Source organism: Sphingomonas astaxanthinifaciens DSM 22298 (assembly GCF_000711715.1).
GTDB classification, from domain to species: Bacteria; Pseudomonadota; Alphaproteobacteria; order Sphingomonadales; family Sphingomonadaceae; genus Sphingomicrobium; species Sphingomicrobium astaxanthinifaciens_A.
This window is the reverse complement of record NZ_JONN01000001.1, coordinates 242,981-267,786: the sequence shown is the minus strand read 5'-3', so window position 1 is coordinate 267,786 and position 24,806 is coordinate 242,981. Positions and strand designations below refer to the sequence as shown.

General features: G+C 67.2%; 30 protein-coding genes and 1 tRNA gene. 15 read left to right on the top strand and 16 right to left on the bottom strand.

All coding sequences use genetic code 11. From position 1 onward, the window contains the following. The first annotated feature begins 66 nt into the window (after nucleotides 1-66). The 4 genes from lepB to BS69_RS14095 are packed head-to-tail and all read left to right on the top strand — an operon-like array spanning nucleotide 67 to nucleotide 2,949. Nucleotides 67-864, top strand: a complete 798-nt coding sequence (lepB, locus tag BS69_RS0101365; RefSeq protein ID WP_084184206.1) for a signal peptidase I — start codon at nucleotides 67-69, stop codon at nucleotides 862-864. Then, entirely contained in the window at nucleotides 861-1,526 is a 666-nt protein-coding gene (gene rnc, locus BS69_RS0101360) for a ribonuclease III (RefSeq protein WP_029940197.1), read from the top strand. Before lepB ends, rnc begins: the two co-directional genes overlap by 4 nt. Beyond that, nucleotides 1,523-2,416: a GTPase Era gene (gene era, locus BS69_RS0101355; protein ID WP_029940196.1), complete on the top strand. Its 894-nt coding sequence runs from the start codon at nucleotides 1,523-1,525 to the stop codon at nucleotides 2,414-2,416. The genes rnc and era overlap by 4 nt, the downstream gene beginning before the upstream one ends. Continuing rightward, nucleotides 2,413-2,949, top strand: coding sequence for a DUF7684 family protein (locus BS69_RS14095; protein WP_156956795.1), 537 nt, complete (start codon nucleotides 2,413-2,415; stop codon nucleotides 2,947-2,949). Before era ends, BS69_RS14095 begins: the two co-directional genes overlap by 4 nt. On the opposite strand, the gene BS69_RS0101350 is transcribed toward BS69_RS14095, so the two are convergent. Continuing rightward, nucleotides 2,865-3,581: an NAD-dependent deacylase gene (locus BS69_RS0101350; protein ID WP_029940195.1), complete on the bottom strand. Its 717-nt coding sequence runs from the start codon at nucleotides 3,579-3,581 to the stop codon at nucleotides 2,865-2,867. The genes BS69_RS14095 and BS69_RS0101350 overlap by 85 nt on opposite strands. Before the next feature lie 59 nt (nucleotides 3,582-3,640). Between BS69_RS0101350 and BS69_RS0101345 the strand changes: the two genes are divergently transcribed. Genes BS69_RS0101345 through nth form a run of 3 tightly spaced genes read left to right on the top strand, consistent with a single transcriptional unit; the run spans nucleotide 3,641 to nucleotide 5,450 of the window. Beyond that, entirely contained in the window at nucleotides 3,641-4,024 is a 384-nt protein-coding gene (locus BS69_RS0101345) for an acyl-CoA thioesterase (RefSeq protein ID WP_029940194.1), read from the top strand. A gap of 41 nt (nucleotides 4,025-4,065) precedes the next feature. Then, the gene (dapB, locus tag BS69_RS0101340; RefSeq protein WP_029940193.1) at nucleotides 4,066-4,776 is read left to right on the top strand and encodes a 4-hydroxy-tetrahydrodipicolinate reductase; all 711 of its coding nucleotides are present in this window, start codon (nucleotides 4,066-4,068) and stop codon (nucleotides 4,774-4,776) included. Then, a complete protein-coding gene (gene nth / locus BS69_RS0101335; protein WP_029940192.1) occupies nucleotides 4,773-5,450 on the top strand; it encodes an endonuclease III in 678 nt (225 codons plus the stop codon). The genes dapB and nth overlap by 4 nt, the downstream gene beginning before the upstream one ends. On the opposite strand, the gene alr is transcribed toward nth, so the two are convergent. From alr to BS69_RS0101305, 6 genes are all read right to left on the bottom strand, one after another. After that, the gene (gene alr / locus BS69_RS0101330) at nucleotides 5,410-6,429 is read right to left on the bottom strand and encodes an alanine racemase (protein ID WP_029940191.1); all 1,020 of its coding nucleotides are present in this window, start codon (nucleotides 6,427-6,429) and stop codon (nucleotides 5,410-5,412) included. The two genes, nth and alr, sit on opposite strands and share 41 nt — an antisense overlap. A 79-nt stretch (nucleotides 6,430-6,508) precedes the next feature. Continuing rightward, nucleotides 6,509-7,366 carry an outer membrane protein gene (locus BS69_RS14600; RefSeq protein ID WP_051676430.1) on the bottom strand — a complete coding sequence of 286 codons (858 nt, stop codon included), beginning with the start codon at nucleotides 7,364-7,366 and terminating at the stop codon, nucleotides 6,509-6,511. Nucleotides 7,367-7,474: 108 nt separating this feature from the next. Continuing rightward, nucleotides 7,475-8,947 (bottom strand): phage major capsid protein, encoded by a 1,473-nt coding sequence (locus BS69_RS0101320; RefSeq protein ID WP_051676428.1) that lies wholly within the window; start codon nucleotides 8,945-8,947, stop codon nucleotides 7,475-7,477. A gap of 39 nt (nucleotides 8,948-8,986) precedes the next feature. Beyond that, nucleotides 8,987-9,409 carry an HK97 family phage prohead protease gene (locus tag BS69_RS0101315; RefSeq protein ID WP_029940188.1) on the bottom strand — a complete coding sequence of 141 codons (423 nt, stop codon included), beginning with the start codon at nucleotides 9,407-9,409 and terminating at the stop codon, nucleotides 8,987-8,989. A gap of 4 nt (nucleotides 9,410-9,413) precedes the next feature. Further along, on the bottom strand, nucleotides 9,414-9,734 hold the full coding sequence (locus tag BS69_RS0101310; protein WP_029940187.1) for a DUF6127 family protein: 321 nt from the start codon (nucleotides 9,732-9,734) through the stop codon (nucleotides 9,414-9,416). Further along, nucleotides 9,731-10,843, bottom strand: a complete 1,113-nt coding sequence (locus BS69_RS0101305) for a phage portal protein (protein WP_029940186.1) — start codon at nucleotides 10,841-10,843, stop codon at nucleotides 9,731-9,733. Before BS69_RS0101305 ends, BS69_RS0101310 begins: the two co-directional genes overlap by 4 nt. 279 nt (nucleotides 10,844-11,122) lie before the next feature. Between BS69_RS0101305 and rpsF the strand changes: the two genes are divergently transcribed. From rpsF to BS69_RS0101285, 4 genes are all read left to right on the top strand, one after another. Further along, the gene (rpsF, locus tag BS69_RS0101300) at nucleotides 11,123-11,509 is read left to right on the top strand and encodes a 30S ribosomal protein S6 (RefSeq protein WP_029940185.1); all 387 of its coding nucleotides are present in this window, start codon (nucleotides 11,123-11,125) and stop codon (nucleotides 11,507-11,509) included. A gap of 3 nt (nucleotides 11,510-11,512) precedes the next feature. After that, complete coding sequence (gene rpsR, locus BS69_RS0101295; RefSeq protein WP_029940184.1) at nucleotides 11,513-11,737, top strand: 30S ribosomal protein S18; 225 nt, start codon at nucleotides 11,513-11,515, stop codon at nucleotides 11,735-11,737. Between the two features lie 12 nt (nucleotides 11,738-11,749). Continuing rightward, nucleotides 11,750-12,355 carry a 50S ribosomal protein L9 gene (rplI, locus tag BS69_RS0101290; protein ID WP_029940183.1) on the top strand — a complete coding sequence of 202 codons (606 nt, stop codon included), beginning with the start codon at nucleotides 11,750-11,752 and terminating at the stop codon, nucleotides 12,353-12,355. A gap of 153 nt (nucleotides 12,356-12,508) precedes the next feature. Beyond that, nucleotides 12,509-12,934 carry a hypothetical protein gene (locus BS69_RS0101285; protein ID WP_029940182.1) on the top strand — a complete coding sequence of 142 codons (426 nt, stop codon included), beginning with the start codon at nucleotides 12,509-12,511 and terminating at the stop codon, nucleotides 12,932-12,934. 35 nt (nucleotides 12,935-12,969) lie between these two features. Here BS69_RS0101285 and BS69_RS14495 read toward each other — a convergent pair whose 3' ends face one another. Further along, nucleotides 12,970-13,446: a DUF6456 domain-containing protein gene (locus BS69_RS14495; RefSeq protein WP_037504301.1), complete on the bottom strand. Its 477-nt coding sequence runs from the start codon at nucleotides 13,444-13,446 to the stop codon at nucleotides 12,970-12,972. A 93-nt stretch (nucleotides 13,447-13,539) separates the two neighbouring features. On the opposite strand from BS69_RS14495, the gene BS69_RS0101275 reads away from it, so the two are divergent. Next, nucleotides 13,540-14,106 (top strand): helix-turn-helix domain-containing protein, encoded by a 567-nt coding sequence (locus BS69_RS0101275; RefSeq protein ID WP_029940180.1) that lies wholly within the window; start codon nucleotides 13,540-13,542, stop codon nucleotides 14,104-14,106. 37 nt (nucleotides 14,107-14,143) lie between these two features. Here BS69_RS0101275 and BS69_RS0101270 read toward each other — a convergent pair. Both BS69_RS0101270 and BS69_RS13460 read right to left on the bottom strand, forming a co-directional pair. After that, a tRNA-Val gene (locus BS69_RS0101270) sits at nucleotides 14,144-14,219 on the bottom strand. A 43-nt stretch (nucleotides 14,220-14,262) separates the two neighbouring features. Further along, nucleotides 14,263-15,180, bottom strand: coding sequence for a winged helix DNA-binding protein (locus tag BS69_RS13460; RefSeq protein WP_051676424.1), 918 nt, complete (start codon nucleotides 15,178-15,180; stop codon nucleotides 14,263-14,265). A gap of 272 nt (nucleotides 15,181-15,452) precedes the next feature. Here BS69_RS13460 and BS69_RS14085 point away from each other — a divergent pair, with 272 nt between their 5' ends. After that, nucleotides 15,453-15,599, top strand: coding sequence for a hypothetical protein (locus BS69_RS14085; protein ID WP_156956790.1), 147 nt, complete (start codon nucleotides 15,453-15,455; stop codon nucleotides 15,597-15,599). Here BS69_RS14085 and cysQ read toward each other — a convergent pair whose 3' ends face one another. The 6 genes from cysQ to BS69_RS0101230 all read right to left on the bottom strand — a co-directional run bounded on the left by cysQ (nucleotide 15,600) and on the right by BS69_RS0101230 (nucleotide 22,206). After that, nucleotides 15,600-16,388 (bottom strand): 3'(2'),5'-bisphosphate nucleotidase CysQ, encoded by a 789-nt coding sequence (gene cysQ, locus BS69_RS0101255; RefSeq protein WP_037504299.1) that lies wholly within the window; start codon nucleotides 16,386-16,388, stop codon nucleotides 15,600-15,602. A gap of 1 nt (nucleotide 16,389) precedes the next feature. After that, the gene (locus tag BS69_RS0101250; RefSeq protein ID WP_029940176.1) at nucleotides 16,390-17,169 is read right to left on the bottom strand and encodes an SDR family oxidoreductase; all 780 of its coding nucleotides are present in this window, start codon (nucleotides 17,167-17,169) and stop codon (nucleotides 16,390-16,392) included. Between the two features lie 111 nt (nucleotides 17,170-17,280). Then, on the bottom strand, nucleotides 17,281-19,143 hold the full coding sequence (locus BS69_RS0101245) for an acetyl/propionyl/methylcrotonyl-CoA carboxylase subunit alpha (RefSeq protein WP_029940175.1): 1,863 nt from the start codon (nucleotides 19,141-19,143) through the stop codon (nucleotides 17,281-17,283). Continuing rightward, complete coding sequence (locus BS69_RS0101240) at nucleotides 19,140-19,616, bottom strand: nuclear transport factor 2 family protein (RefSeq protein ID WP_029940174.1); 477 nt, start codon at nucleotides 19,614-19,616, stop codon at nucleotides 19,140-19,142. The genes BS69_RS0101245 and BS69_RS0101240 overlap by 4 nt, the downstream gene beginning before the upstream one ends. Beyond that, the gene (gene bioB, locus BS69_RS0101235) at nucleotides 19,613-20,599 is read right to left on the bottom strand and encodes a biotin synthase BioB (protein ID WP_029940173.1); all 987 of its coding nucleotides are present in this window, start codon (nucleotides 20,597-20,599) and stop codon (nucleotides 19,613-19,615) included. The genes BS69_RS0101240 and bioB overlap by 4 nt, the downstream gene beginning before the upstream one ends. A gap of 8 nt (nucleotides 20,600-20,607) precedes the next feature. After that, nucleotides 20,608-22,206: a carboxyl transferase domain-containing protein gene (locus BS69_RS0101230; protein WP_029940172.1), complete on the bottom strand. Its 1,599-nt coding sequence runs from the start codon at nucleotides 22,204-22,206 to the stop codon at nucleotides 20,608-20,610. Nucleotides 22,207-22,336: 130 nt separating this feature from the next. On the opposite strand from BS69_RS0101230, the gene BS69_RS0101225 reads away from it, so the two are divergent. Together BS69_RS0101225 and BS69_RS0101220 are read left to right on the top strand one after the other, a co-directional pair. Next, a complete protein-coding gene (locus BS69_RS0101225; RefSeq protein ID WP_211248094.1) occupies nucleotides 22,337-24,421 on the top strand; it encodes a M13 family metallopeptidase in 2,085 nt (694 codons plus the stop codon). 41 nt (nucleotides 24,422-24,462) lie between these two features. Then, nucleotides 24,463-24,798 carry a DMT family protein gene (locus BS69_RS0101220; protein WP_029940170.1) on the top strand — a complete coding sequence of 112 codons (336 nt, stop codon included), beginning with the start codon at nucleotides 24,463-24,465 and terminating at the stop codon, nucleotides 24,796-24,798. Nucleotides 24,799-24,806: the final 8 nt, after the last annotated feature.

The following is a 24,806-nucleotide window of genomic DNA, read 5'->3' as shown; positions in this document are numbered from 1 at the left end:
GAGGCGCTGAATTCCACCCTGCCCCGCTTGACCAGCGCGCCCGCCCCGGCCCAAGGCCGTGCGCTTATGGCCACGACCGAACTCACGCGCGAGAAGAGCGAGAAAAGCGCCGACGGCAGCCTGCGGCGTGGGCTGCTGGTGCTGCTGCTGTTCGCCTGGGTGCTGCGCAGCCTGATCATCGCGCCGTTCAGCATCCCCTCGGGGTCGATGCTCCCGGGGCTCTACATCGGCGATTACCTGCTCGTCGCCAAATGGCCCTATGGCTACAGCCGGGCGAGCTTCCTGTTCGGCTTTCCGCCCATCTCGGGACGGATTCTCGCCAGCCTCCCCGAGCGCGGCGACGTCGCGGTGTTTCGCGGGCCCGAGGGCAATGACGTGATCAAGCGGGTGATCGGCCTCCCCGGCGACACGATCGCGACCCGCGACGGACAGGTGATCCTCAATGGCACGCCGATCGCTCGGCAACGGATCGCGCCGGTCGCTATCCCCTTGTCCGCCAATTCGCCGTGCCGCGCGGTCACCCCCCGTGAAGCGGCGGGCAACTGCCTCTACGACGCCTGGCGCGAAACGCTTCCCGAAGGACGCAGCTTCACCGTCCTCGACCAGGTCGACAATCCGGTGGTCGACGATTTCGGACCGGTGAAGGTCCCGGCGGGCCATGTCTTCATGATGGGCGACAATCGCGACGACAGCGCCGACAGCCGGATTTCCCCGGCGCTGGGCGGCATGGGCTTCGTCCCCGAGGAAGCCCTGGTCGGGCGCGCGCTGGTCACCTTCTGGTCGACCGACGGCGGCGCCCAGTGGCTGCTCCCCTGGACCTGGTTCGGCGCGGCGCGCTGGGACCGGATCGGAATGAGGCATTGAGCGCCGAGATCGAGACCTTCGTCCGCGAGCGGCTTGGGCACCGGCCGGCGAGCCTCGCGCTGTTCGTACGCGCGTTGACCCATGGGAGCGCGGCGCGGGAGAGTTACGAGCGGCTCGAATTCCTCGGCGACCGGGTGCTCGGCCTCGCCATCGCGCGCTGGCTGTTTGAACGTTTTCCCGACGAGCCCGAAGGCAAGATGAGCCGGCGCTACAATGCGCTGGTGGCGCGCGAGACCTGCGCCGAGGTCGGGCGCGAATGGGGCGTTCCAGCGCTGATCCGGCTGGGCAAGCAGGCGCGCGAGGACGGTGCGCTCTTGAGCGACAATGTGGTCGGCGATGCGGTCGAGGCGTTGCTCGGCGCGCTGCTGATCGATGCCGGGATGGACGCCGCCGAGCGGGTCATCCGCGCGTCGTGGGCGGCCTATCTCGATAACCAGAAAAAGGCGCCGCAGCACCCCAAATCGCAGCTCCAGGAAGTGGCGGCGGCGCGCGGGTTCAAGCCGCCCGTCTACGAGCTGCTTGGGCAGTTCGGGCGGCATCACGCCCCCACCTTCCGGGTCAAGGTCAGCGTCGGCAGCGCCGGTGACGCCGAGGCTGAGGGAGCGAGCAAACAGGAAGCCGAAACCGCGGCTGCGGCCGCCCTGCTGGAGAAAATCTGTTGAGTGAGCGCTGTGGCCTGGTGGCGGTGATCGGCGCCCCCAATGCGGGCAAGTCGACGCTGGTGAATGCCCTCGTCGGGCAGAAGGTCGCGATCGTCAGCCCCAAGGCGCAGACCACGCGCGCCCGGCTGATGGGGATCGCCATCGAGGGCCAGGCCCAGATCCTGCTGGTCGACACGCCGGGAATCTTCGCGCCTCGTCGGCGGCTCGACCGGGCGATGGTCAAGGCGGCCTGGGAAGGCGCCGAAAGCGCCGACCGGCTGGTGCTGGTGATCGACGCCGCGGCGAGCATCGGCAAGCGCGCCGAGATGGTCCTCGAGGGGATCGAAGGCCGGCCCGAGCCCAAGATCCTGGTCCTGAACAAGGTCGACATCGCCAACAAGGGCGACCTCCTCAAGTTCGCGACCGAACTCAGCGCCCGCCTCAGCCCCGAGGAAGTGTTCATGGTCTCGGCGACCAGCGGTGACGGCGTGGTCGACCTCAAGGCCCATCTCGCGCGCGTGATGCCCGAGGGGCCGTGGCATTATCCCGAGGACCAGCTCAGCGACGCGACCGACCGGATGGTCGCGGCGGAGCTGACCCGCGAGCAGATCTACCTCCAGCTCCACGCCGAGCTTCCTTATGCGAGCGCGGTCGAGACCGAGAAGTGGGAGGAGCGCAAGGACGGCTCCGCGGTGATCCACCAGCAGATCCTGATCGAGCGCGACAGCCAGAAAGCGATCGTCCTCGGCAAGGGTGGCGCCCGGCTGAAGGCGATCGGCGCGGCGGCGCGCGAGGCGATCGCCGAACATCTCGGGCGCAAGGTCCACCTCTTCCTGCACGTCAAGGTCGCCCCGCGCTGGGCCGAGGACCGCGGGCTCTACCAGGACATCGGGCTGGACTGGACCAATTGATCGAAGAGCGACTTCATTACGTCCGCATCGCGGAAAACGAAGCGCTTCCAGATTTGAGGGATCGCGCTCCGTTTCGGGCACTGGTCATCCTCGAGGCGTCATATAGCGACGATTGGCAAGCCGAGGCCAGCAAATGGCTGGTCGATCAGGGATGCCGCTACATGATGGCGTGGGGACCAAGGTGTACAACTTGGGACGACAGCGTCGACTTGGCAGTGGTCGGCAGTGGCGAACACGAGATTGCCGAAGACGACTTCGTGATGACGACCTGGCACGACGACGAAAGCTTGGAATCGGCGATGTGGTACGCCCAGTTCAATGCCCTTTCCAGTTATGCTGACGTCCCGCTTGTGGATGCAGTCCTTCTGCACGTCTCCCCAACCGAGCGTGAAACGGATCTGCGCGCCTTGTGGGAGCAGGCGCGTGACCTTGCCGATCGCGAAGCTGGTCAGGCGAGCAATTCCTCGACCCAGGCGGGCACGATCTTGGACGCGCGGCCAAGGCGGGTCTGGTGGAAGAAGATGCTGCCCTGACTGGGGTCGAGGTTGAGCTCGATCGTCCTGGCGCCGACGTAGCGGGCGGTCTGGACGAAGCCCGCCGCCGGATAGACCGCCCCCGAGGTGCCGATCGAGGCGAACAGGGTGCAACGCGACAGCGCTTCTTCGATCCGGTCCATGGCGTAGGGCATTTCGCCGAACCAGACGATGTCGGGGCGGACCTGCCCGGCGCCTCGGCATGCAGGGCAGACGGCGCTCGTTCCCATCGGGCCGTCCCAAGGCATTCGCGCGTCGCAGGCGCGGCACCAGCCACTCTTCAATTCGCCGTGCATGTGGATGAGATGGCGCGAGCCGGCGCGCTCGTGGAGATCGTCGACATTCTGGGTGACGAGAAGGAATTCACCCGGCCAATCGCGTTCGAGCCTTGCGAGCGCATGGTGGGCGGCGTTTGGCTCGACGGCACCAAGCCGAGCCCGGCGGGCGTCGTAGAAGGCATGGACGAGCGCGGGATCGCGGGCGAAGGCCTCGGGCGTCGCGACATCCTCGACCCGGTGCCCCTCCCACAGGCCGTCGGGCCCGCGGAAGGTCGCGACCCCGCTGTCGGCCGAGATCCCCGCCCCGGTCAGGACGAGCAGGACTTCTCCATTTTGTTGGCGACCCGCAACCATCTGGAAACCTATTTGTTGACACTATTGTCAGCAGCGCATTCAGGAACGATATTAGCCCCATGTACCGCCACGCCATCGGGATCGACCCTGCCGACATCGACCACATGGGTCACGTCAACAATAGCGTCTACCTCAAGTGGGTGCAGGAGGCGGTGGTGCGCTACTGGGAGGGGGTCGCCCCCGCCGAGGCCGTCGGGCGGCACCTGTGGGTCGCACTCAAGCACGAGATCGAGTTTCGACGCCCGACCTTTCTTGAGGACGTCGTGGTGGCGGACGTCATCGCCGAGCGCGTTCAGGGCGCCAAGGCCCTCTTCACGACGGTGATCCGCCGCGGCGAGGAAGTGCTGGCCGAAGTGAAGAGCACCTGGTGCTGCCTTGACGCGACCTCGCTCCGCCCCGCCCGCCTCGCCAAGGACGTGGTCGGTCGTTTCATCGGCGGCTGAGGGCGGTTGCCTCGCCTGCCGGGCCCCGGCAAGGTGAAGTCATGCGGACCGAGAAGCAGCCCCTTCGCCTGACGCTCGTCGCGCCCAATGGGCGGATGGGCCGAGCCATTGCCGCCGCCGCCGAGGCCGATGGCGGCTATGTGATCGATCCCGATCATGGCGATGTGATCGTCGATTTCTCGGCCCCCGACGCGCTCGCGGGCTCACTCGAGCGCGCGGTCCGGGCATCGATCCCGATCCTGGTCGGAACCACCGGTCTCGACGATTTTGCCGACCGGCGCATCGCCGAGGCAAGCCGCTCGGTCGCCGTGCTGCGTGCGTCGAATACCTCGCTCGGGGTCGCCCTGCTTGCCGAACTGGTCGAGCGTGCCGCGCGCGTGCTGGGCGACGGCTGGGACGTCGAGGTCCTGGAGATGCACCATCGACTGAAGAAGGACGCCCCATCGGGCACCGCACTGACGCTTGGGGAAGCGGCCGCGCGCGGACTTGGCGTGCCATTCGAGCGCGAGGACGCCCGCAGCGGCCGCGGCCTTGAACGGAAGGACGGCGCGATCGGGTTCGCGGCCCTGCGCGGCGGAACAGTGGTCGGCGACCATGATGTCATCTTCGCCGGGCCCGAGGAGCGCCTGATTCTCTCGCACCGCGCCGAGAACCGGATGATCTTCGCCCGCGGCGCACTCACGGCGGCCGCTTTCCTTCATGGCCGGGAACCGGGGCTCTACGGCATGCGCGACGTGGTCGGGGCGCTGTGAAGAAAGCCCAGGTCGCCGACATTTATCTGCGGCTGGCCGAGCTCAATCCCGAGCCGGTAGGCGAGCTCGAGTGGGTCAACCCTTACACCTTGCTGGTCGCGGTCGCTCTGTCGGCGCAGGCCACCGATGTCAGCGTGAACCTGGCGACACGCAAGCTGTTCGCAGTCGCCCAGACGCCGGAGCAGATGCTCGCCCTCGGGGAGGCCGGGATCAGGGAGCACATCAAGACGATCGGACTGTTTAACACCAAGGCCAAGAATCTCATCCTGATGGCGCAGCAGCTGATCGAGCGGCACGGCGGCGAGGTCCCGACCGAACGCTCGGCGCTGGAGGAGCTGGCCGGTGTCGGGCGCAAGACCGCCAATGTGGTGCTCAACATCGCGTTCGGCACCCCGACCATCGCGGTCGACACCCACGTTTTCCGGGTCGCCAACCGGACCGGAATGGCGCCCGGAAAGACCCCGCTCGCGGTCGAGCTCAAGCTCGAGAAGGTGACGCCGCCAATGTTCATGCGCCACGCGCATCACTGGCTGATCCTGCACGGACGCTACATCTGCAAGGCGCGCGCGCCCGAATGCTGGCGCTGCCCGATCGTCGACCTGTGCGGCTTTCGCGGTAAGAAGCTTGTCCCGCCTAAGTCCAGGACCGCGCAAGGCGACGGCCAAGCCCGGTAAGAAGCTCATATTGCGAGAAGCCGGTCAGGCCGGCCGCGCGCTCGAGGTCGAAATCGAGCGCGACCCAGTCCCCTTCCCGCAGCCTTCCCGCCGCGCTCGCGTCGAGCGTGACGAGGTCCATCGACACGCGTCCGAGCACGGGCAGGGTCGCCTCCTCGTAAGTGGCGTGACCAAGCGAGGAGAAGGCGCGCCAATAGCCGTCGGCATAGCCGATGTTGACGATGACGGCGGTAAGGTCGCGGGGGGCGGTAAAGGTGGCGTTATAGCCGACGCTCTCCCCCGCGCGGACCGTCCGGGTCTGGATGACCTGCGCTTGCGGCGCGACCACGGGACGGATGACGCCGCGCGCCTCGAGCCGCGGAATGCCGCCATAAAGCGCCAGGCCGGGACGGACGAGATCGAAGCTGTAGTCGGCCCCCCGGAAGATACCCGCGCTGTTCGCGAGGCTGTAGCGCCCGGCTTTCACCGAATTGCGCAGCGTCCGGAAGCGATCGAGCTGGAGCGCGTTGAGCGGATGCTCCTCGTCGGCGCAGGCGAGGTGGCTGTGGAGCGTGTGCACCCGCAGTCCCTCAATCGCCGAAAGCTCGGTCATGGCGAGGCCGAGGCGGTTCATGCCCGTGTCGACCATCACGTCGCACGGACGGTCGGCGAGGCCACGCGCCTTCCAGTCCGCGATCTGCGCGGTGCTGCACAGGACCGGGCGCACGCCTTCGATCGGCTCGTCGTCCGGTCCGAGCCCGTGCAGGACGGACAGGCTTTCGTCGGGAAGGAAGCCGAGTTCGGCCGCTTCCGGCCAGCTCGACACGAAGAAGTCGCGGCAACCGGCGTCAAGCAGGCGGTGAGCGACCTCGACGGCGCCGACGCCATAGCCATTGGCCTTGATCGCAGCCCCGGCCGGAACGCCGGCGATTGCCGAGAGACGCTTGTAATTTTCGCTCAGCGCTGACGTGTCGCAGCGAAGTCGCAGGGGGAAATGCATGCGCCCGGCGATAAAGCTCAAGCTCGGGCGGGTCGAGTGGCCCGGTTCCCCATAAGAGAGAAACCGGGCCGATCGAGGGTTAGCCGCGCTCGGGCGCCGGCGGCGGCGGCGGCGGCGGCGGCGGCGGAACCGGGCACGCGTCGGTCGCCAGGATCACCGAGCCGTCCGGGCACGTCTGCGTCGCCGGGGGCGGCGGCGGAGGCGGCGGAGGCGGCGGAGGCGGCGGGGGCGGCGGGGGCGGCGGCGGAGCGCCAAAGTTGATCAACAGGCTCGCCAGGATCGAGTGCGACTTGAAGCGGCCGTTGACGCTCTCGTCAGCAGCGGCGCCATTGTTGTCGTTGAAGTTCACCTTGCTGCGGAAGTAGCGGTACTTCAGGCCGAGATCGACCGCCGAGTTGACCGGGACGCGAAAGCCCGCAAGCAGCTGCCAGGCGAACGACTTGTCGGTACCCGAGAGGCCGGCGCCGACCGGGACGCCGGGACCGAAGATCGAGGCTTCGGTCTTGAAGCGGGCGATACCGGCACCACCGCCGGCGTAGACCTGGAGGCCGTCATTCGAACCGAAATCGGCAAGCAGGTTGCCCATTGCCGAGACGACATTGGTGCGGCCGTTGATGGCCGGACGACCGGTGGTGGTGAACACCGCCGGGCTGACGTCGACGTCCTCGAGACGTGCGCGCTTGTAGCCAAGCTCGCCCTCGGCCCGAATGAAGCCAAAATCATAACCGGCGAGGAAGTCGGCATCGAGACCCGAACGGTGCTTGATGACGATCCCGTTGTTCACGTCGAGCGCGCCCAGGCGATAGTCGAGCTTGAGCTTCTCGGGCTTAATCACACCGGCTTCGATGCCGATGTAGGGAGCTCCGTCCCGTGCGAGGGCAGCCGACGGCGCAGCGATCAGCGCAGCCGCTCCCAGAAATGCGAATTTGAGATTCATAATACCCCCATGAGAGATCCACCGACCATAATCATGGGGGCTGGCGAGCGTTCCGCTTTTCGCACGGGCACCCGTCAAATCTGGCCGCCTGTTGCCGAGACGCCTCACTTAGGTCGCGATAAGGCCGTGGGCTCGGAGCGCCGAAAGGATTTGCCCGAGCGCCGCCCGGCCTTCCGCGTCGACGAGGGCGCCGCCGGTCGGCGCGGCAATGGCGGCTCCCTGGCTTCCGAGCACCTGCTTCCCGCCGATCCGGACCTGGCTCACGGCGATGACGCCCGACACCCACTGGCCGGCAGCAAAGCGCCATTCCATCCCGGACGCACGGTCGAGGACCCGGCAACCGTCGGAAGGAGCGATGAATCGCCAGCCCGCGGCGGTGAACAGGGCCAGCATGTTGGTCCGCCCGCTCCAGCTGCCGGTCGGCGCGGATCCGCAGATGAAGAGGTCGCCATCGGCCGGAGACGATGGCGGTGTGTTGTTGGGCCCCGACACGCAGGCGCTTTGCACAAGCGCGTCGAGCACGGCCGTGGCGTAGAAGTAGACGTAGGGCTTCTTCGAATAGGGATCGCGCAGGATGCTGGTCTCGGCGCGCTCGGTGATGATGTAGCCCGCCTTGAAGTTTCCGAAGGCGATCGACAGGCTGCTCGAGGCGATGTCGGGCATGTCCTCGGCTTCGACCACCGGGTAGCCGAGAAGGGTCGAGGGCTGGCCCGCGACCATGCCGGGCTGCCAGATGAAGGCACCGTCGGTGGTCTTCATCTTGCGCACCACCGCCGCGGTCGCCGAGTTCATCACGAACACGGCGCCCTGACGGTAGGGCTGGCGAAGCGACTGGACGAGATCGACCAGCTTGTCCTGGGGATTGCTCGCCGGGAAGCCGCCGAGCACACCGGTGCCGATCGTCTGAAGCGTGCCGATCGGGCGAGCGCCGTCGGCCGTCACCGCATTGGGCGAGGACAGGAAGCCCAGCGGCTGGTTGGTGCCCGTGCCCTTGACGAAGGCCATGCCCTCGGCCCGCGCGAACTCGGTCGCAATCTCGTTGGCGAGCCATGCTTCGACGTCGAATTTTGCATCATCCAGCATGTGCTGTGACGCCGCCGGATTGGCGTAGAGTTCACCCGTCGCCGGGACGATCTCGGTAAAGCTCGGGGTGGCGGTCTCGGGTCGCAAGGCTTCGAAGCCGACCCAGCCCGACGGGGTGCCGCCGTTGGTGATGAGCTTGCGATAGTTGGAGCTGCCGACCTTCACGACGTTGCAGATGCGACGGATGGGCGAGATGGCGACGAGCGTGCGGTCGATCACCTCGTCGATCTCGCGCGGGATGGCGAGGCCGCCCGCAGCCCCGCTGCTGTTGTCCGCCGACTTGCCTTCGAACATCGGCTCGCCCGAACGCAGGAAGGCGCCGAAGCCTTCTTGGGCCGCGCTCTTCTGCTCGGTCTCGAGCTCGGGCCGCGCGGCGGCGACCAGGTTCTGGCGAAGCTTGATCTCGAGCGCGTCGATCTCCGAGCGCAGGCCGATCACCTCGTCATTGGGCTGCAGGGTCGCGAACGACTCTTCCAGCGAGTCTGCCTTGACTTCCATACCATGTCTCCAGTGTGGATAGGTCCGCTGCGGAGCTCCTCAGCGGGTGACTTTGTGCACGCGGGCAAGCGGCTGCATCGGACGGCGAACCAGGCTCACTTCCAGCAACTCGACGTCATTGAGTTCGCGTGCTCGGTGGTTGGTGGCGGACTGGCGCACGCGGTAACCGAAGCTCAGCCCGGACAGGCGCCCCTGGCTGAGCTCGCGTGACAGCAGCCTCCCGAATTCGTCGTCGTTGAGGCGGGCGATGACCTGCAACCCGCGCTCGTCCTCCGCGAGATGCTCGATCACCCCCACGCTGCGTCCCGACTGGTGCTGCCACAGCAGCGGGACGGGGGCCTTGCGTTCGAGCGTCCGGCGAAACGCTCCTTTCCTGACGATGTCACCGCCGCGATCGCGATGATCGAACACCGACGCATAGCCTGCGAACCGCAGGCCCTGCCCTCCCCTCGCTTCGGCCATGTCCTCAGTTTTCCAGAAGGTCGCGCAGGTTGAGGCGGTAGGCGACGCTGACCATCAGCGTTGCAAGAAGGATCCGGACCACCCACCGCGCGACGGTCTGCCAGGCCGTCTTCTTGACGTCTCGCCAGGTCACGAGCAGTTCGCGCAATTCGTCCATGTCGCGGCGCGCGCGACTGTCCTCGAGGCCCAGCGAGGCCAGCGCACGGCAGGCGCCCGCTTCGCTCGCTTCCTCGATGACCGCCTGCAGCAGGACGAAGTCGACCTGCTGGCCTTGCGCACTGGCGACGAGCTGCGCGAGCAGTTCGTCGGCTCGCGCGCGGTTCAATGACCGGGCCTGGCGAGCGGCGCGAAGCCCAGCATCTCCCGCTTCTCGTCGGCGGAGATGAAGTCCGCCTGCGAGACCATCTGCCAGAGGCGCTCGCGGTCCTCGGCAAGCTCGCTGATCGCGTCGGTGTCGATCGCGAGGCGCAGCGGCCCGAACCAGTCCTTGAGCGCCTCGGAGACCTCGGACATGATCCGCTCGGCCAGTGGCAGCACTGTCTGTCGGTAGAGCGACCGTCCCGCCTCGCGGAGATTGGCAAAGGCCGTGTCTCCCGGCAGGCCGAGCAGCACGGGCGGAATGCCGAAGGCCAGTGCGATATCGCGGGCTGCGGCTTCCTTGATCGCGACGAAGTCCATGTCGGTCGGCGTGAGCCCGAGCGACTGCCACTTGAGCCCACCTTCGAGCAGCATCGGCCGTCCGGCATTGTCGCTGCCGCAGAACTGCCGGTCGATCTCTTCGCGAAGGCGGGCAAATTGCGCGGCGCTCAGCGCGGCGCCATCGGCGGGCTCGTAGCTGAGCGCGCCCGACGGACGCGCGGCATTGTCGAGCAGCGCCTTGTTCCACCGGCTCGCGCGGTTGTGGATCGCGGCGGCTGGGCTGGCCGCTTCCAGGCATCCCAGCCCGAGCTGGTCCTGGAGCGGATTGAGCGCCTTGATGTGGATCAGCTGCACCCGCTCGATGGCGTCGTGCCGGCTGATCCGGCTCGTCTTGCGCCCGACCTTGTAATGATAGGCCCGCGGCCATCCGCGCTCGTCGGGCTCGGGCGTGACCTTGTCTGCGGCCAGCACGAACAATTCGGCCGGCACGCCCAAGGCTTCCACGACCTGCAGATAGGCATTGCCATGAAGCAGCAGCGAGGCGGCGACCTGTTCGAGCAGGCTGGCGCGGCCAATGAGGTCGGCCGCCTTCTGCTCTCCCTCGAGGGCATAGACCTTGAGCGATCCCACCGCACCCGCGACCAGTCGGACCGCGCGCTGCCCCACGGGGTTGCCGAGGAACACCTCCCGCAGCTGCGCTTGGTGGGTAGTCGGGAAGGGGTTGCGTTCGTCCATCCCGGGGAGCGACAGGAATAGCGGCGCGAGGTCCGCCGACTTACGTCCGAACCATCGCATCGCACTTCCTTCATCTCACTGGACCGGGCCGATCCGTCTGCCGAATCAGCCTAGCTTGCCTCTTTGTGCCATATAAGCGTGACGATGTCAATTGTTTTGTGCCTATTTGGTTTTCTGTGAGGGGCACGGTGGCGTCCGCCTTGCCTTTCGGTCCGCTCTGTGTCATTGGCCCGCGTCCGCTCGGCAGAGTGATCTGCGGAACGGTCATCAATACCGACGACAGCCGGAGGGGCGTCTGCATGGGGCAGGCGCCAGCGATCGGCCAACATGAGAAGAGCCATGCCGCTTTACGAGCATGTCTTCCTCGCGCGACAGGATCTGGCCCAGGCCCAGGTCGACGCGCTTGCGGAGACGGCAACCAACATCATCACCGAAAACGGTGGTTCCGTCGTCAAGGCGGAAACGTGGGGCCTGCGCGGCCTCGCCTATCGCATCGCCAAGAACCGCAAGGCGCATTACGTGATGCTCGACATCGACGCGCCCGCCGCGGCGGTTGCCGAGCTCGAGCGCCAGACCGGCATCAACGAAGATGTGATCCGCTTCATGACCATCCGCGTCGACGCGCATGAAAAGGGTCCCTCGGCCATGATGCGCCGCCAGGAGCGCGACCGCAGCAGCCGTTCGGATCGTCCGGAACGCGGCAATCGCGAAGAGATGGGAGCGTAACCGATGGCCCGTGCATTCTTCCACCGCCGCAAGTCCTGCCCCTTCTCGGGCAAGGACGCCCCCAAGATCGATTACAAGGACGTCCGTCTGCTCCAGGGCTTTGTGTCCGAGCGTGGCAAGATCGTCCCCAGCCGCATCACCGCGGTGAGCACCAAGAAGCAGCGCGAGCTGGCCAAGGCGATCAAGCGCGCCCGCCACATCGGTCTGCTCCCCTACGTGGTCAAGTAAGGAGCAGCTGAGATGGAAGTCATCCTGCTTGAGCGCGTCGAGAAGCTCGGCGGCATCGGCGACGTCGTCACCGTCAAGAACGGTTTCGCGCGCAACTACCTGCTGCCGAACAAGAAGGCGCTTCGTGCCAACGAGGCCAACCGCAAGCTGTTCGAAGCCAATCGCGCCAAGATCGAGTCCGACAATGCCGAGCGTCGCACGGCGGCCGAGGCGTCGGCCAAGGGCGTCGACGGCAAGACGGTTCAGCTGATCCGTCAGGCCTCGAACACCGGCCAGCTCTACGGTTCGGTGTCGGCCCGCGACATCGTCGAGGCCCTCGAGGCCGACGGCGCCAAGGTCGCCAAGAGCCAGGTGGTCCTCGACCGCCCGATCAAGGCGATCGGCATGCACGAAGTGCGCGTCGCGCTTCACCCGGAAGTGGCCGTGACCGTCAAGGTCAACGTCGCCCGCTCGCCCGAGGAAGCCGATCTCCAGGCCCAGGGCGTCGACGTCATGGCGCAGATGTTCGAACGCGACACCGGCGGTTTCACCGAGGATTACGATCCGAACGCGGAACCCGGTGCCACTGCCGAAGCGGCCTCCGAGCCGGCTTCGGACGAGGCGTCCGAAGAGGCCTGAGCGCTTCTTCCCGCTTAAAGATTGGGCCGTCCGGGCGACCGGGCGGCCTTTTCTTTTGTCGCAATCACCTTCGACTGGTCGCAATCCCCGGAACGCCCGCCCGAGCCCGGCGCTTTTCCTCCCAAGCGATGGGGCGAATGGAGGAGTGATTACATGAACGCGGACGATCGCACGCCCGGCCAGCAGGGCTTCGACCAGCAGGACATGCAGAACAACCAGCAGACCAGCCAGGACCGGCAGCAACTGCCGCTCGACCAGCAGATAGAGACCGGTCAGGCGAGCTACGGCAACAGCGGCGAGACCGGCACGATCAGCCGTCAGGACAGCGATCTCGGCCAGAGCGCCGACCTCGGTAGGTCGCAGCAGGACGGCGATTCCGGCCTCTTCAGTGGGTCGGCCGACGACATGGGCGACAGCACATCGTCCGAAATGACCCGCGGCACCGACCGCGAGCAGCAATTCTCGCAGGACGGCCAAGGAGCGCTCGACGATCAGGGCCGCGAGTCGATGGGCTCGACCGACATCGAGTCCGAGCGCAGCGAGCGCCGCGACAGCGACATCGAGGGCAGCAACCTCTGACCTCTTGGGAGCGCGCCGGTGCGCGCTCCCACCTTTCACGCCCCGGGCAAGCGGTAATAATCGGCGACCCGGTCGAGAGCCATTTTCAGCACCAGCTTGCCTGCCCGCGCGGGCCAGCCGAGCGCGGTCTCCGCCTCGCGCATTCCCTCGCCAGCGCAGACGATCCGCCAGAGGATGTCGCTCATCCCGGGGCCGGACGCCGCCATTGCCCCGTCGAACCGCGACCTCGCCGCAGACTGGCGCTCGCTGGGCGCCAGCCGCTCCCCTGGCACGCCTCCGCGCGAAACCGGCGTCGGATCCCAGCGCATCGTCACCCGGGGAGCCAGATTGGCACCTTCCCAGTCACTTCGAAGCTGCTCGCCGGCGTCATATTGGCGAAGACTGAGGTGACCGTGCTTGCGCAGCCAGCCGAGCGGCGACTCCACTTCGTTGACCGTGACCGATCGCCGTGTCCTGCGGCTCGCAGCGGCAGTGTCTGGCAGGCTCTTTTCAGTCAGTGAACGGCGAGACATTTTACCTCTCAGGCTCTCCGAGTCGCGAAAGAACTTGCCATGAAGGGCGAGATGTAGGACAGAGAAAACACCGGAAAGGTTATGGAGGCGACGATGATCACGCGCATTCGAGAGGTTCGCAAGGCAAAGCGCATGACCCTTGATGACGTCGCGCGGGCCTGCACGCCGCCGACCACCCCGCAGACCATCGGCCGCCTCGAGACCGGCATGCGGACCGTGTCGGTCGGCTGGCTCAACCGGATCGCCGACGCCCTCGGGGTCGCAGCGACCGATCTCGTCGACCATCCCGCCAGCGAGAAGCTCGAAGTGCTGGCGCTGATCGGCAGCGATGCCGCCGCGGCACCCCGCAAGGCGCAGGTCGCGCTTCCGCCCCATCCCGAGGCGGGACAGGTCGCCCTTCTCGTGACCGCAAGCGTCGGCGATTATCGCGCCGGCGACGAGATCTGGTGCGACCGGGTGACGCCGGAATCGTTCGGCCGGGCGTTGAACCGCGATGTCCTCGTGCCGCGCCCGACCGGCCGCTTCGTCTTCGGTCGGCTGCTCGCTCGCGAAGGAGGCAAGCTCCATCTCCTCCCGCTCGGCAGCGGGGCGCGCCAGATCGTGGTCAGCGACCCGCCCTATCTCGCCTTGCCCGTGCGACTGATCAGGGCGCTCGGCTGAGCCCCGCCCAAAACCCCGGAGCTCCCGGCGTCGGCGGTGGTGGGCGCTGACGGGTTCGAACCGCCGACATCTTCCGTGTAAAGGAAGCGCTCTACCAGCTGAGCTAAGCGCCCTCGCGGCCCCCGTGCAGAAGCCGCCACGCGCTGACAAGCAAAATCAGATCGCGCTCAGCCCCACGTCGTGGAAATAGTGCCGCAGCGAGGCACTCGTGGCCGGCGCCATCTCGATGAATACGCGGCGGCCGTCATGCGGATCGTCGCGCCGGACCAGCAGGCCGCGCTCGGTCATCGCCTTGATCCAGCGAAGCGCCGTCGTCGCCGGAACCGCCGCGGCAATGCACAGACTCGACACCGGCACCCGATGCTGGACCAGCTCCGCCTGGAGCAGGTCGAGGAGCATGTCCCACGCCGGGTCGGCAAACAGGTCAGCCGGAAGGTAGTTCGCGCGTAGCCGCCGGGCACGGATCATCGCCCGCAGCGCCTCGGCCGGGACGTTGGGCACGTCCCCACGCGGCGGCGCCATGGTTGCGGGCGACAGCGGCGGCTGGGTTGACGCGGTCCCGAGCCGGGCCAGGGTCGCCGCGATCCGGCTGACTTCCTCGCTCAGCTGCCGCAGCCGGGCGTCGCTCGTCTCGTTCGCGCCCTCGGCCGCACCAGACCGGAGGTTGCTCGCCGCTAGGGTCAGCGCGCCCAAGCGCTCCACTTCCTCGGCGTCGACCAGCAGTTCGACCCGGGCGTCGCCGAGCCAAAGCAGCACCTCGTCGAGATGGTCCATCGGAGTGGAAACGATCACCCCGGCCGAGAAGCGCGCCGCTTCTTCTCCGATCCGCTCAAGCAGCCGCCTGCCGCCCTTGCCCGGCCGCTCGTCGAATTCGAGCCAGATCGCCGACAGCGATGCCATCCGGCCGACGTCTTCGCCGGCTTCCTCCATCGTCAGGATGGCCGCGGAATCGAAGTTGCTGCTATCGATGGTGAAGCGCGCTCGCGCCCTCGCCGAAGCGGTGTCTCCGATCAGCAGGACCGGCGCCGTTGCCGCTTCTTGGACATAGGCTGTGAGGACGGAAGCTCGGGACATGGCACCACCTTAGGCACTTTAATCATCCGAGCCGGGCGAACCTACACTGCCATGCGCGGTCCTGTCGCGTAAAAACTTCCTCCGCCTTCGATGGATTCCAAGGGCGCGGGAAAGCATTCCCCGGTAAAGCGTCGGCATTGCGCCAACTGGAGCCCTTTGCGATGCCCTCCTCGCCCTTCCCAAATAAGTCCGGACCGGAGCTTCTTGCGACGCTTGAGGACGCGCTCGGGGCCACGCTGGACCTCGCCAATCGCCTTGCGGCAGATCCTCTTGTGGGAAGCGAAGCGCGCGGACTGCTCAGCCGACTCGACTGCATCCGGGCCGAAATCGACGTGATCGCGGCGCTCAGGGACCGGCCGTGGCGATTTCAGGACAATGACGGCCCGCCCGCCACCCCGCCCCAGCGGCTGTGGAATTGATCAGCCGAGCGCCGGTCCGACCGGCGGCGCGGACCACCCCGACGTGGCGGCGAACCCCGGGTTGAGGAAGGCAGGCTTGCCATAAGCCAGCGGCGCGCCATCGGGGCCGTCCACTCGTCCGCCCGCCGCGAGCAGCACCGCGTGGCCCGCGGCCGTATCCCATTCGCAGGTCGGTGACAGCCGCGGGTAGAAGTCCGCCTCGCCCGCGGCGACGATGCAGAATTTGAGACTGGAGCCGACCGACACCCGCTGCGCACCCGGCGCGGCCGCGGCGAGATAATCCTCGGTCGCCGCGTTGAAATGCGATTTGGACGCGACCACGACCAGCGGCCGCCGGGGCTCGGCCACCCGCAGCGGCACGCGCTCGCCCTCGGCGAGAACGAAGGCCTCCCCGTCCGCCGCGCCTGCATAGAGCCGATCCTGCTCGGGCGCGTAGACGAGGCCGAGCACCGGTCCTTCCCGGGTCACCAGGCCCACGTTGACCGTGTAATCGTCACCGCCGCGGACGAACTCCTTGGTCCCGTCGAGCGGATCGACCAGGAAGAAGAGATCACCGAGATCGGGGCAGCGCCCCGCGGCAACCTCTTCCTCGGCCACCACCGGAATGCCGGGGGCGGCCTCCGCCAGCGCGGCGATCAGGATCGCCTCGGCGGCGTGATCGGCCTCGGTGACGGGCGAGGAGTCACTCTTTAGCTCGTGGCCGCATCCCCGTGCCCGGATCGCGCGGATGACCGCCCCGGCCTGCAGGCAGGCCGGGATCAGCGCGTCGATCAGCGCGGCGCGATCCACCTTATTTGGGCGCCATGCGGATGCCGCCGTCGAGGCGGACATGCTCTGCGTTCATGTAGCCGCTCTCGATCATGAAGACCGCGAGATTGGCATATTCCTCAGGCCGGCCAAGGCGCTTCGGGAAGGGCACCTGCGCGCCCAGCGCGTCCTGCACCTGCGGCGGCATCATCGCTACCATCGGGGTCTTGAACACCCCCGGCAGGATCGTGTTGACGCGGACGCCCTCGTTCATGAGATCGCGCGCGATCGGAAGGGTCATGGCCAGCACGCCGCCCTTCGAGGCCGAATAGGCCGCCTGGCCGATCTGGCCGTCCTCGGCCGCGACCGAGGCGGTGTTGATGATCACGCCCTTCTCGCCGTCGGTCATCGGCTCGGCGTCGACCATGCCGGCCGCCGAATGGGCAATGCAGCGGAAGGTGCCGACGAGATTGATCCCGATGACCAGTTCGAACTGGTGCAGCGGATATTTCTTCACCGCCTTGGTCTCGCGGTCGCGGCCGACAGTCTTCACCGCATTGGCGACGCCGGCGCAATTGACCAGGATCCGCTCCTGGCCATGGGCGGCCCGGGCCTTCTCGAAGCCGGCGACCACGGTGTCGTCGCTGGTGACGTCGACCTGGCAGAAGATCCCGCCGATCTCGGCCGCGACCTTTTCGCCCTGCTCCTGGTTGCGATCAAAAATGGCGACCTTGGCGCCCTTGGCCGCAAGCGCCCGCGCGGTCGCCTCGCCGAGCCCAGAGGCTCCGCCCGTCACCACCGCCGCAACACCGTTGATGTCCATGTCCAGTCTCTCCTCGTCCGCCGGATCCGCTCCGGCATCGCGCATTCGTGTGCCGCCGCTTAAGAAGATGCGCCTTCCCGGATCAAGCCCGGCGCAAGGGACCTGAGGCTTCTAGACGGCCACCAGCTCCACGGTCGCCAGCACGGCCTCGACCGCCACCTGCTGTCCCGCCTCGACATTGATCTCCGTGACCGTCCCGTCGAACGGCGCAAACATGGCATGCTCCATCTTCATCGCTTCGAGGGTGAGGAGACGCTGGCCTTTGGTGACGCTCGCGCCGGCCGTGACGTCGACGCTGGTCACCTTGCCGGGCATCGGCGCGATAATGCTTCCGTCGCCGCCGGCCGCGCCGACCTTCCCGCGCACGCCGAGCGAAAATTCATGGGCCTGGCCCTCGTAGAAGACGACCACCCGCTCCTCGTCGCGAAAACCCGAAGCGGGCGCGAAATCCTCGTCATCGGCGAGGATGATCCGCCGGCGCTCGCTTCCATGCGACAGCGTCACCGCAGGCTGCGACGGCGCGTTCAGGCGGAAGCCGGCGAGCGGATCCTCCTCGTCGCGGGCGAGTGCGATGACCGCCGCGGCACGCCAGACACCTTCATCCGCGACGGGTGCCGGCACCAGCTCGTCGAGCTTGCGCGCGATGAAACCCGTATCGATCTCCCCGGTGCCGAAATCATCGTCGAGCAGGCAATTGAACAGGAAGCCGGCGTTGGTCCTGACCGGCCACACCTCGACCTCGTCGATCACACCGGCCAGTGCCCCGATCGCTTCCTCGCGATCGTCGCCAAGAACGACCAGCTTGGCGATCATCGGATCGTAGAAGGGCGAGATTTCGTCGCCTTCCTCGACCCCGGTCTCGATCCGGCCTTCTTCCCCAAGATCGAAATGCTCCAGCACGCCCGTGCTCGGCAGAAAGCCGGTGGCGGGATCCTCGGCATAGAGTCGCGCCTCGATGGCGTGGCCATGAATCGACAGCTCTTCCTGCCGCCGGGGCAAGGGTTCGCCGCTCGCGACCCGCAGCTGCCACTCGACCAGGTCCTGACCCGTAATCTCCTCGGTCACCGGATGCTCGACCTGGAGCCGAGTGTTCATCTCCATGAACCAGACGCGGTCGGCCCGGAGGCCCTCGCTCGCATCGGCGATGAATTCGATCGTGCCCGCGCCTTCGTAATCGACCGCCTGGGCCGCCCGGACCGCGGCCCCGCAGACGGCGGCGCGCGTGGCCTCGTCCATGCCGGGCGCCGGCGCTTCCTCGATGACCTTCTGGTGCCGACGCTGGAGCGAGCAGTCGCGCTCGAACAGGTGGACGACATTGCCCTGGCCATCGCCGAACACCTGCACCTCGATGTGGCGCGGCGAGAGGATATATTTCTCGATCAGCACGACATCGTTGCCGAAGCTCGAGGCCGCCTCGCGCTGGCAGCTTGCGAGCGCATCGGCGAAGTCGTCCGCGCGGTCGACCTTGCGCATGCCCTTGCCGCCGCCACCCGCGACCGCTTTGATCAGCACCGGATAGCCGATCGCGTCGGCTTCGGCCTTGAGGCGTTCCGGGCGCTGGTCGTCGCCGAGATAGCCCGGCGTGACCGGGACGCCGGCATCGGCCATGAGCTTCTTCGCGGCATCCTTGAGGCCCATCGCCCGGATGCTGGCCGGCTTCGGGCCGACCCACACCAGCCCGGCATCGAGCACCGCCTGCGCGAAATCGGCATTTTCGCTGAGGAAGCCGTAGCCCGGATGGATCGCTTCCGCGCCCGCATCCTTCGCTGCCGCGATGATTGCCTCGCCGACGAGATAGCTTTCGCGCACCGGGCTTGGTCCGATGTGCACCGCCTCGTCCGCCATCCGTACGTGCAGCGCGTCGGCGTCGGCATCCGAATAGACCGCCACCGTGCGGATTCCGAGGCGTTGCGCGGTACGGATCACCCGGCAGGCGATCTCGCCGCGATTGGCGATGAGCAGCGATCCGATCATTGGCCCGGGCATCCGCTCGTCCGCGACGAGAAGGTGATGTTGAGGATCTTCCACGCGCCGCCCTCGCGGACGAGATCGAAATGGTCGGTCCCGCAGGCGACGATCTTGCCACCGACATCGATGGTGAAGGGCGCCCAGACCATGGCGATGTCGCCGTCGATCTCGATCGCGGGGTTGGTGATCCGCTCCTTGAATTCGTTGCCCGGCTTCATCCGCGCGGCATAATCGGTCCAGCTCGACGAGCGGACCCCCGTGGCCCCGCTGGCGAGCGTGCCCACCGCCGTCACCCGGCCATCGGCCTTGACGACGCGCAGCAGCGCGGCCGGGTCCTGCGTCTCGAGCGCGCGGAACGCCTCGTTGATCGGCGCAAGCACCCCCGCTTCCTCGAAGGACGGCGCAGGCAGAGGGCCGGCGGGCGGCAGCTTTCCGGCGCCCTGCAGGGCGATGGCGGCGATCAGCAGGGTCAGACTCATTCGGCGGGCTCCAGCATGCGCATCGGTTCCTCGGCCTCCATCGGCTTGAGGCCAAGCTTGGCGAACAAGGCGGCGTCCTTGCTGTCACCCGCATTGGCGGTGGTCAGCAGCTTGTCACCGGTGAAGATGCTGTTCGCGCCGGCCAGGAAGCACAAGGCCTGGGTCGCCTCGCTCATGCTTTCGCGCCCCGCCGACAGCCGCACCATCGAGCGCGGCATCGTGATCCGGGCGACGGCGACGGTGCGCACGAACTCGATATCGTCGATCAGCCGCTCGCCCGCATACATGTCGCCGAGCACCGTGCCCCTGACCGGCACCAGCGCATTCACCGGCACGCTTCCGGGATGGCGCGGCAGGGTGGCGAGGGCGTGGAGAAAGCCGACCCGGTCGTCGCGGGTCTCGCCCATGCCGACGATCCCGCCGCAGCAGACGCTGATCCCCGCCGCGCGCACTTGCTCAAGCGTATCCAGGCGCTCCTGAAAGGTCCGGGTCGAGATGATCTCGCCATAATGTTCGGGCGAGTTGTCGATGTTGTGGTTGTAATAGTCGAGGCCGGCAGCCTTGAGCTGTTTCGCCTGCTCGCCCGTCAGCATGCCGAGCGTCATACAGGTCTCGAGCCCCATCGCCTTCACGCCCTCGACCATCCGGCAGACGGCGGTCATGTCGCGGTCTTTGGGACTGCGCCAGGCCGCGCCCATGCAGAAGCGCTGCGAGCCCGCCGCCTTGGCCTCCGCGGCCGAAGCGAGCACCGCCTCCACATCCATCAGTTTCTCGGCCTTGAGCCCGCTGTCGGCGAAGGCAGACTGCGAGCAATATCCGCAATCCTCGGGGCAGCCGCCGGTCTTGATCGAGAGCAGCGTGCACAGTTGCACCTCGCCCGCCGCGTGGTGGGTGCGGTGCGTCTCGGCGGCGCGGAACAGGAGCTCGGTGAACGGCAGGTCCAAAAGCGCGGCAATCTCCGCACGGGTCCAGTCGGTACGCATGGTCATGATTACATCCGGAATACGCCGAACTGCGGACGCTCCGGGATCGGCGCGTTCAGGCAGGCGGCGAAGGCGAGTCCGAGGACGTCGCGGGTCTGGGCGGGGTCGATGATGCCGTCGTCCCACAGGCGGGCGGTGGCGTGCCAGGGATTGCCCTGCGCCTCATAATCCTCGCGGATCGGCGCCTTGAAGGCTTCGGCCTCTTCCGGACTCCACTTGTCGGCATCGCGGTGGACGGTGGCGAGCACGCTCGCGGCCTGCTCCCCGCCCATCACGCTGATCCGGCTGTTGGGCCAGCTGAACAGGAAGCGCGGGGAGTAGGCCCGTCCGCACATGCCGTAATTGCCCGCGCCGAAGCTGCCGCCGATCAGCACGGTGACCTTGGGCACCTGTGCCGTCGCGACGGCGGTGACGAGCTTTGCGCCATGCTTGGCGATCCCCTCGGCCTCATATTTCCCGCCGACCATGAAGCCCGAGATATTCTGGAGGAACAGCAGGGGCACGCGGCGCTGGCAGGCCAGCTCGATGAAATGCGCGCCCTTGACCGCGCTCTCGCTGAACAGGACCCCGTTATTGGCAAGGATCGCGACCGGCATCCCGTGGATATGCGCGAACCCGCAGACGAGCGTCGTACCGTAGAGCGCCTTGAATTCGTGGAATTCGGACCCGTCGACGATCCGCGCGATGACCTCGTGCACGTCATAGGGCGCGCGAACGTCCTCGGGGACGATGCCGTAAAGCTCGGCCGGATCGAACGCCGGCGGATGCGCCTCGCGGGCCTCGATCGCCGGCCGCTGCTCGGGCAGCGTCGACACGATATCGCGGACGATGGTCAGCGCATGCTCGTCATTCTCGGCGAGGTGGTCGACCACGCCCGACTTGCGCGCATGAAGATCTCCCCCGCCAAGGTCCTCGGCGCTGATCACCTCGCCCGTCGCGGCCTTCACCAGCGGTGGGCCCGCGAGGAAGATGGTGCCCTGGTTGGCGACGATGACGCTCTCGTCGCTCATCGCAGGCACATAGGCCCCGCCGGCGGTACAGCTCCCCATGACGCAGGCGATCTGCGGGATTCCGAGCGCGCTCATGTTCGCCTGGTTGAAGAAGATCCGGCCAAAGTGGTCGCGGTCCGGGAAGACCTCGGCCTGGTGCGGCAGGTTCGCACCGCCCGAATCCACCAGGTAGACGCACGGCAGCCGGTTGGCCTCGGCGATCTCCTGCGCGCGCAGGTGCTTCTTCACCGTCAGCGGATAATAGGTCCCGCCCTTCACCGTGGCGTCGTTGCAGACGATCATCACCTGCCGGCCCGACACCCGTCCGATGCCGCAGATGAGGCCCGCGCCCGGCACTTCGCCGTCATAGAGATCGTTGGCGGCAAGCTGCCCGATCTCGAGGAAAGGCGAGCCCGGATCGAGCAGCCGCTCGACCCGCTCGCGCGGCAGCAGCTTCCCGCGACTGACATGCCGCTCGCGGCTCTTCTCGTTCCCGCCGAGCGCGGCGGCGGCGACATCGGCGCGGAGCCGGTCGGCGAGCGCGCGATTGTGCGCGGCACGGGCCCGGAACTCGGCGCTGTCCGGACTGATCTTGGTATCGAGGCGCGGGGCACTCATGGATGCGGGCTCTGACCTACGTTCGTCGAAGGGCGATGGTCATTCGCGCCTAGCGGGCCGCGACACGCTTGCAAAGCAGGGGTTCCAGGCGCAGCGGGTTCCATCATCCTGTCTGCCGAAAGTGATGCGCATGAACCTCAAGCCTTTGCTCCTCGCCGCTTCCGCCCTCACCCTCCCGCTCGGCCTTGCCGCCTGCGGCAAGGCGCCCGAGACCGCTGCCGTCCAGCCGGCCGCCGGGACCGAGATCGGGATCGTCCCCGCCTCGATGGACAAGAGCGTCGCGCCGGGCGACGATTTCTATGGCTTCACCAATGGCGGCTGGATGAAGTCGACCGAGATTCCGGCCGACCGGTCGAGCGTCGGCGCCTTCTATGTCGCCGATCAGGTCCGCGAGAAGAACAGCCGCGAGCTGTTCGATTCGATCCTCAAGAGCAATCCCGATGCCGGCACCAACGAGGGCCGGATCGCCAATTACTACAACGCCTATCTGAACACCGCCGCGATCGACAAGGCGGGCATGGCGCCGGCCAAGGCCGACCTCGACGCCATCGCCGCCATCGCCGACAAGAAGGCGCTGTCGGCGGCGATCGGCGGCACGCTCCGCGCCGACGTCGATCCGCTCAACGCGACCAATTTCCAGACCGACAACCTGTTCGGCATCTTCGTGACCCAGGGGCTCAACACCCCCGGCGAGACCCTGCCCTACATCCTGCAGGGCGGCATCGGCATGCCCGAGCGCGAATATTATCTCTCGGCCGACCCCAAGATGACGGCCTTGCGCGACAAGTACAAAGCCTATGTCCAGACGGTAATGCAGGCCGCCGGCAATCCCGATCCGGCGGGCGCCGCGACCCGCATCCTCGCGCTCGAGACCAAGATCGCGCAGGCCCATGTCAGCCGCGAGGAGAGCGAGGACTTCAGCAAGGCCGCCAAGGTCTGGACCCGCGCCGAGCTCGAGAAGAATTCCCCCGGCATCGACTGGACCGCTTTGCTCGATGCCGCGCAGCTCGGCAGCGCCCCCAAGTTCCAGGCCTATCATTCGGCCGCCATTCCCCGCCTCGCCGCGTTGGTCGGGTCGGAGCCGCTCGACGCCTGGAAGGACTGGCTGGCCTTCCACACCCTCAACCAGCAGGCCAATGTCCTCCCCGCCGCGATCCGCGACGCGAGCTTCGCTTTCAACGGCACCGCGCTCCAGGGTACGCCTCAGCAGCGTCCGCGCGACGTCCAGGCACTCAATGCCACCAGCAATGCGCTGCAGGACGCGGTCGGCAAGGCCTATGTCGACAAATATTTCCCCGCCTCGGCCAAGGCCGAGGTTCAGCAGATGGTCGACCGGATCAAGGAAGCCTTCGCCAAGCGTGTCCAGGCGCTCGACTGGATGGCGCCCTCGACCAAGGAGGAAGCGCTCAAGAAGGTGAAGTCGATCGTCGTCGGCGTCGGCTATCCCGACACGTGGCGCGACTATGGCGCGCTGACGATCACCGCCGACAATGCCTATGCCAACCAGAAGGCGGCGAGCCTTGCCGAATACCGGCACCAGATCGCCAAGATCGGCAAGCCGATGGATCGCAGCGAATGGTGGATGCCGCCCCAGCTGGTGAATGCGGTCAACCTGCCGGTGCAGAACGCGCTCAACTTCCCGGCCGCGATCCTCGTCCGCCCGTTCTTCGATCCCAAGGCCGACGCCGCCTATAATTACGGCGCGATCGGCAGCGTCATCGGGCACGAGATCAGCCACAGCTTCGACAATAATGGCGCGCTGTTCGATTCGACCGGGGCGCTGCGCAACTGGTGGACCCCGCAGGACTTCAGCCGCTTCCAGCAGGCGGGCGCTGCGCTCGCCAAGCAGTACGACGCCTACGAGCCGCTGCCGGGCCTGCACGTCAACGGCAAGCTGACGCTGGGCGAGAACATCGCCGACGTCGCCGGCCTCGCCGCCGCCTACCAGGCTTATCACGACAGCCTTGGCGGCAAGCCCGCGCCGACCATCGACGGCTTCACCGCCGACCAGCGCTTCTTCATCGCTTATGGCCAGGCCTGGGCGACCAAGATGCGCGAGGAGACGCTGCGCGGGCGGATCGCCACTGACGGCCACGCGCCCGGCCAGTATCGTGCGCTCACCGTCCGCAATCTCGATCCCTGGTACGGCGCCTTCGACGTCAAGCCGGGGCAGAAGCTCTATCTGAAGCCCGAGGAGCGCGTGAAGGTCTGGTAAGGCCCTCCCCCACGACAAGCGGATGAGCTAGCAGGTCGTCCATGCCGACGATCCTGCTGCTCATCTGCTCCAACATCTTCATGACCGCCGCCTGGTACTGGCATCTGAAGGGCGGGATGAGCAAACCGGTCCTGCTGGTGATCTTCATCAGCTGGAGCATCGCCTTCGTCGAATATTGCTTCGCTGTCCCTGCCAACCGGATGGGCTACGCCAGCGGCTGGACCGGCGCGCAGCTCAAGATCGCGCAGGAAGCGATCACGCTGATCGTCTTCGGCGGCTTCATGGTGACGGTGCTCGGCGAGCCCCTCCACTGGCGCCACTTCGCCGCCTTCGCCTGCATCATGGCCGCGGTCGGCTTCATGTTCGGGGGCAAATAAGCGGCCGA

Bases quoted from the DNA above. Each gene is read 5' to 3' on its own strand.
- BS69_RS0101240 (WP_029940174.1), bottom strand. From the start codon at position 19,616: ATGAGTCTGACCCTGCTGATCGCCGCCATCGCCCTGCAGGGCGCCGGA.
- alr (WP_029940191.1), bottom strand. From the start codon at position 6,429: ATGCATTTCCCCCTGCGACTTCGCTGCGACACGTCAGCGCTGAGCGAA.
- BS69_RS0101345 (WP_029940194.1), top strand. From the start codon at position 3,641: ATGTACCGCCACGCCATCGGGATCGACCCTGCCGACATCGACCACATG.
- BS69_RS13460 (WP_051676424.1), bottom strand. From the start codon at position 15,180: ATGTCCCGAGCTTCCGTCCTCACAGCCTATGTCCAAGAAGCGGCAACG.
- rpsF (WP_029940185.1), top strand. From the start codon at position 11,123: ATGCCGCTTTACGAGCATGTCTTCCTCGCGCGACAGGATCTGGCCCAG.
- BS69_RS0101315 (WP_029940188.1), bottom strand. From the start codon at position 9,409: ATGGCCGAAGCGAGGGGAGGGCAGGGCCTGCGGTTCGCAGGCTATGCG.
- BS69_RS0101245 (WP_029940175.1), bottom strand. From the start codon at position 19,143: ATGATCGGATCGCTGCTCATCGCCAATCGCGGCGAGATCGCCTGCCGG.
- BS69_RS0101320 (WP_051676428.1), bottom strand. From the start codon at position 8,947: ATGGAAGTCAAGGCAGACTCGCTGGAAGAGTCGTTCGCGACCCTGCAG.
- BS69_RS0101350 (WP_029940195.1), bottom strand. From the start codon at position 3,581: ATGGTTGCGGGTCGCCAACAAAATGGAGAAGTCCTGCTCGTCCTGACC.
- BS69_RS14600 (WP_051676430.1), bottom strand. From the start codon at position 7,366: ATGAATCTCAAATTCGCATTTCTGGGAGCGGCTGCGCTGATCGCTGCG.
- BS69_RS0101285 (WP_029940182.1), top strand. From the start codon at position 12,509: ATGAACGCGGACGATCGCACGCCCGGCCAGCAGGGCTTCGACCAGCAG.
- rpsR (WP_029940184.1), top strand. From the start codon at position 11,513: ATGGCCCGTGCATTCTTCCACCGCCGCAAGTCCTGCCCCTTCTCGGGC.
- BS69_RS0101230 (WP_029940172.1), bottom strand. From the start codon at position 22,206: ATGAGTGCCCCGCGCCTCGATACCAAGATCAGTCCGGACAGCGCCGAG.
- BS69_RS0101225 (WP_211248094.1), top strand. From the start codon at position 22,337: ATGAACCTCAAGCCTTTGCTCCTCGCCGCTTCCGCCCTCACCCTCCCG.
- BS69_RS14495 (WP_037504301.1), bottom strand. From the start codon at position 13,446: ATGTCTCGCCGTTCACTGACTGAAAAGAGCCTGCCAGACACTGCCGCT.
- BS69_RS0101220 (WP_029940170.1), top strand. From the start codon at position 24,463: ATGCCGACGATCCTGCTGCTCATCTGCTCCAACATCTTCATGACCGCC.
- BS69_RS0101305 (WP_029940186.1), bottom strand. From the start codon at position 10,843: ATGCGATGGTTCGGACGTAAGTCGGCGGACCTCGCGCCGCTATTCCTG.
- lepB (WP_084184206.1), top strand. From the start codon at position 67: ATGGCCACGACCGAACTCACGCGCGAGAAGAGCGAGAAAAGCGCCGAC.
- dapB (WP_029940193.1), top strand. From the start codon at position 4,066: ATGCGGACCGAGAAGCAGCCCCTTCGCCTGACGCTCGTCGCGCCCAAT.
- BS69_RS0101250 (WP_029940176.1), bottom strand. From the start codon at position 17,169: ATGGACATCAACGGTGTTGCGGCGGTGGTGACGGGCGGAGCCTCTGGG.
- BS69_RS0101275 (WP_029940180.1), top strand. From the start codon at position 13,540: ATGATCACGCGCATTCGAGAGGTTCGCAAGGCAAAGCGCATGACCCTT.
- bioB (WP_029940173.1), bottom strand. From the start codon at position 20,599: ATGCGTACCGACTGGACCCGTGCGGAGATTGCCGCGCTTTTGGACCTG.
- rplI (WP_029940183.1), top strand. From the start codon at position 11,750: ATGGAAGTCATCCTGCTTGAGCGCGTCGAGAAGCTCGGCGGCATCGGC.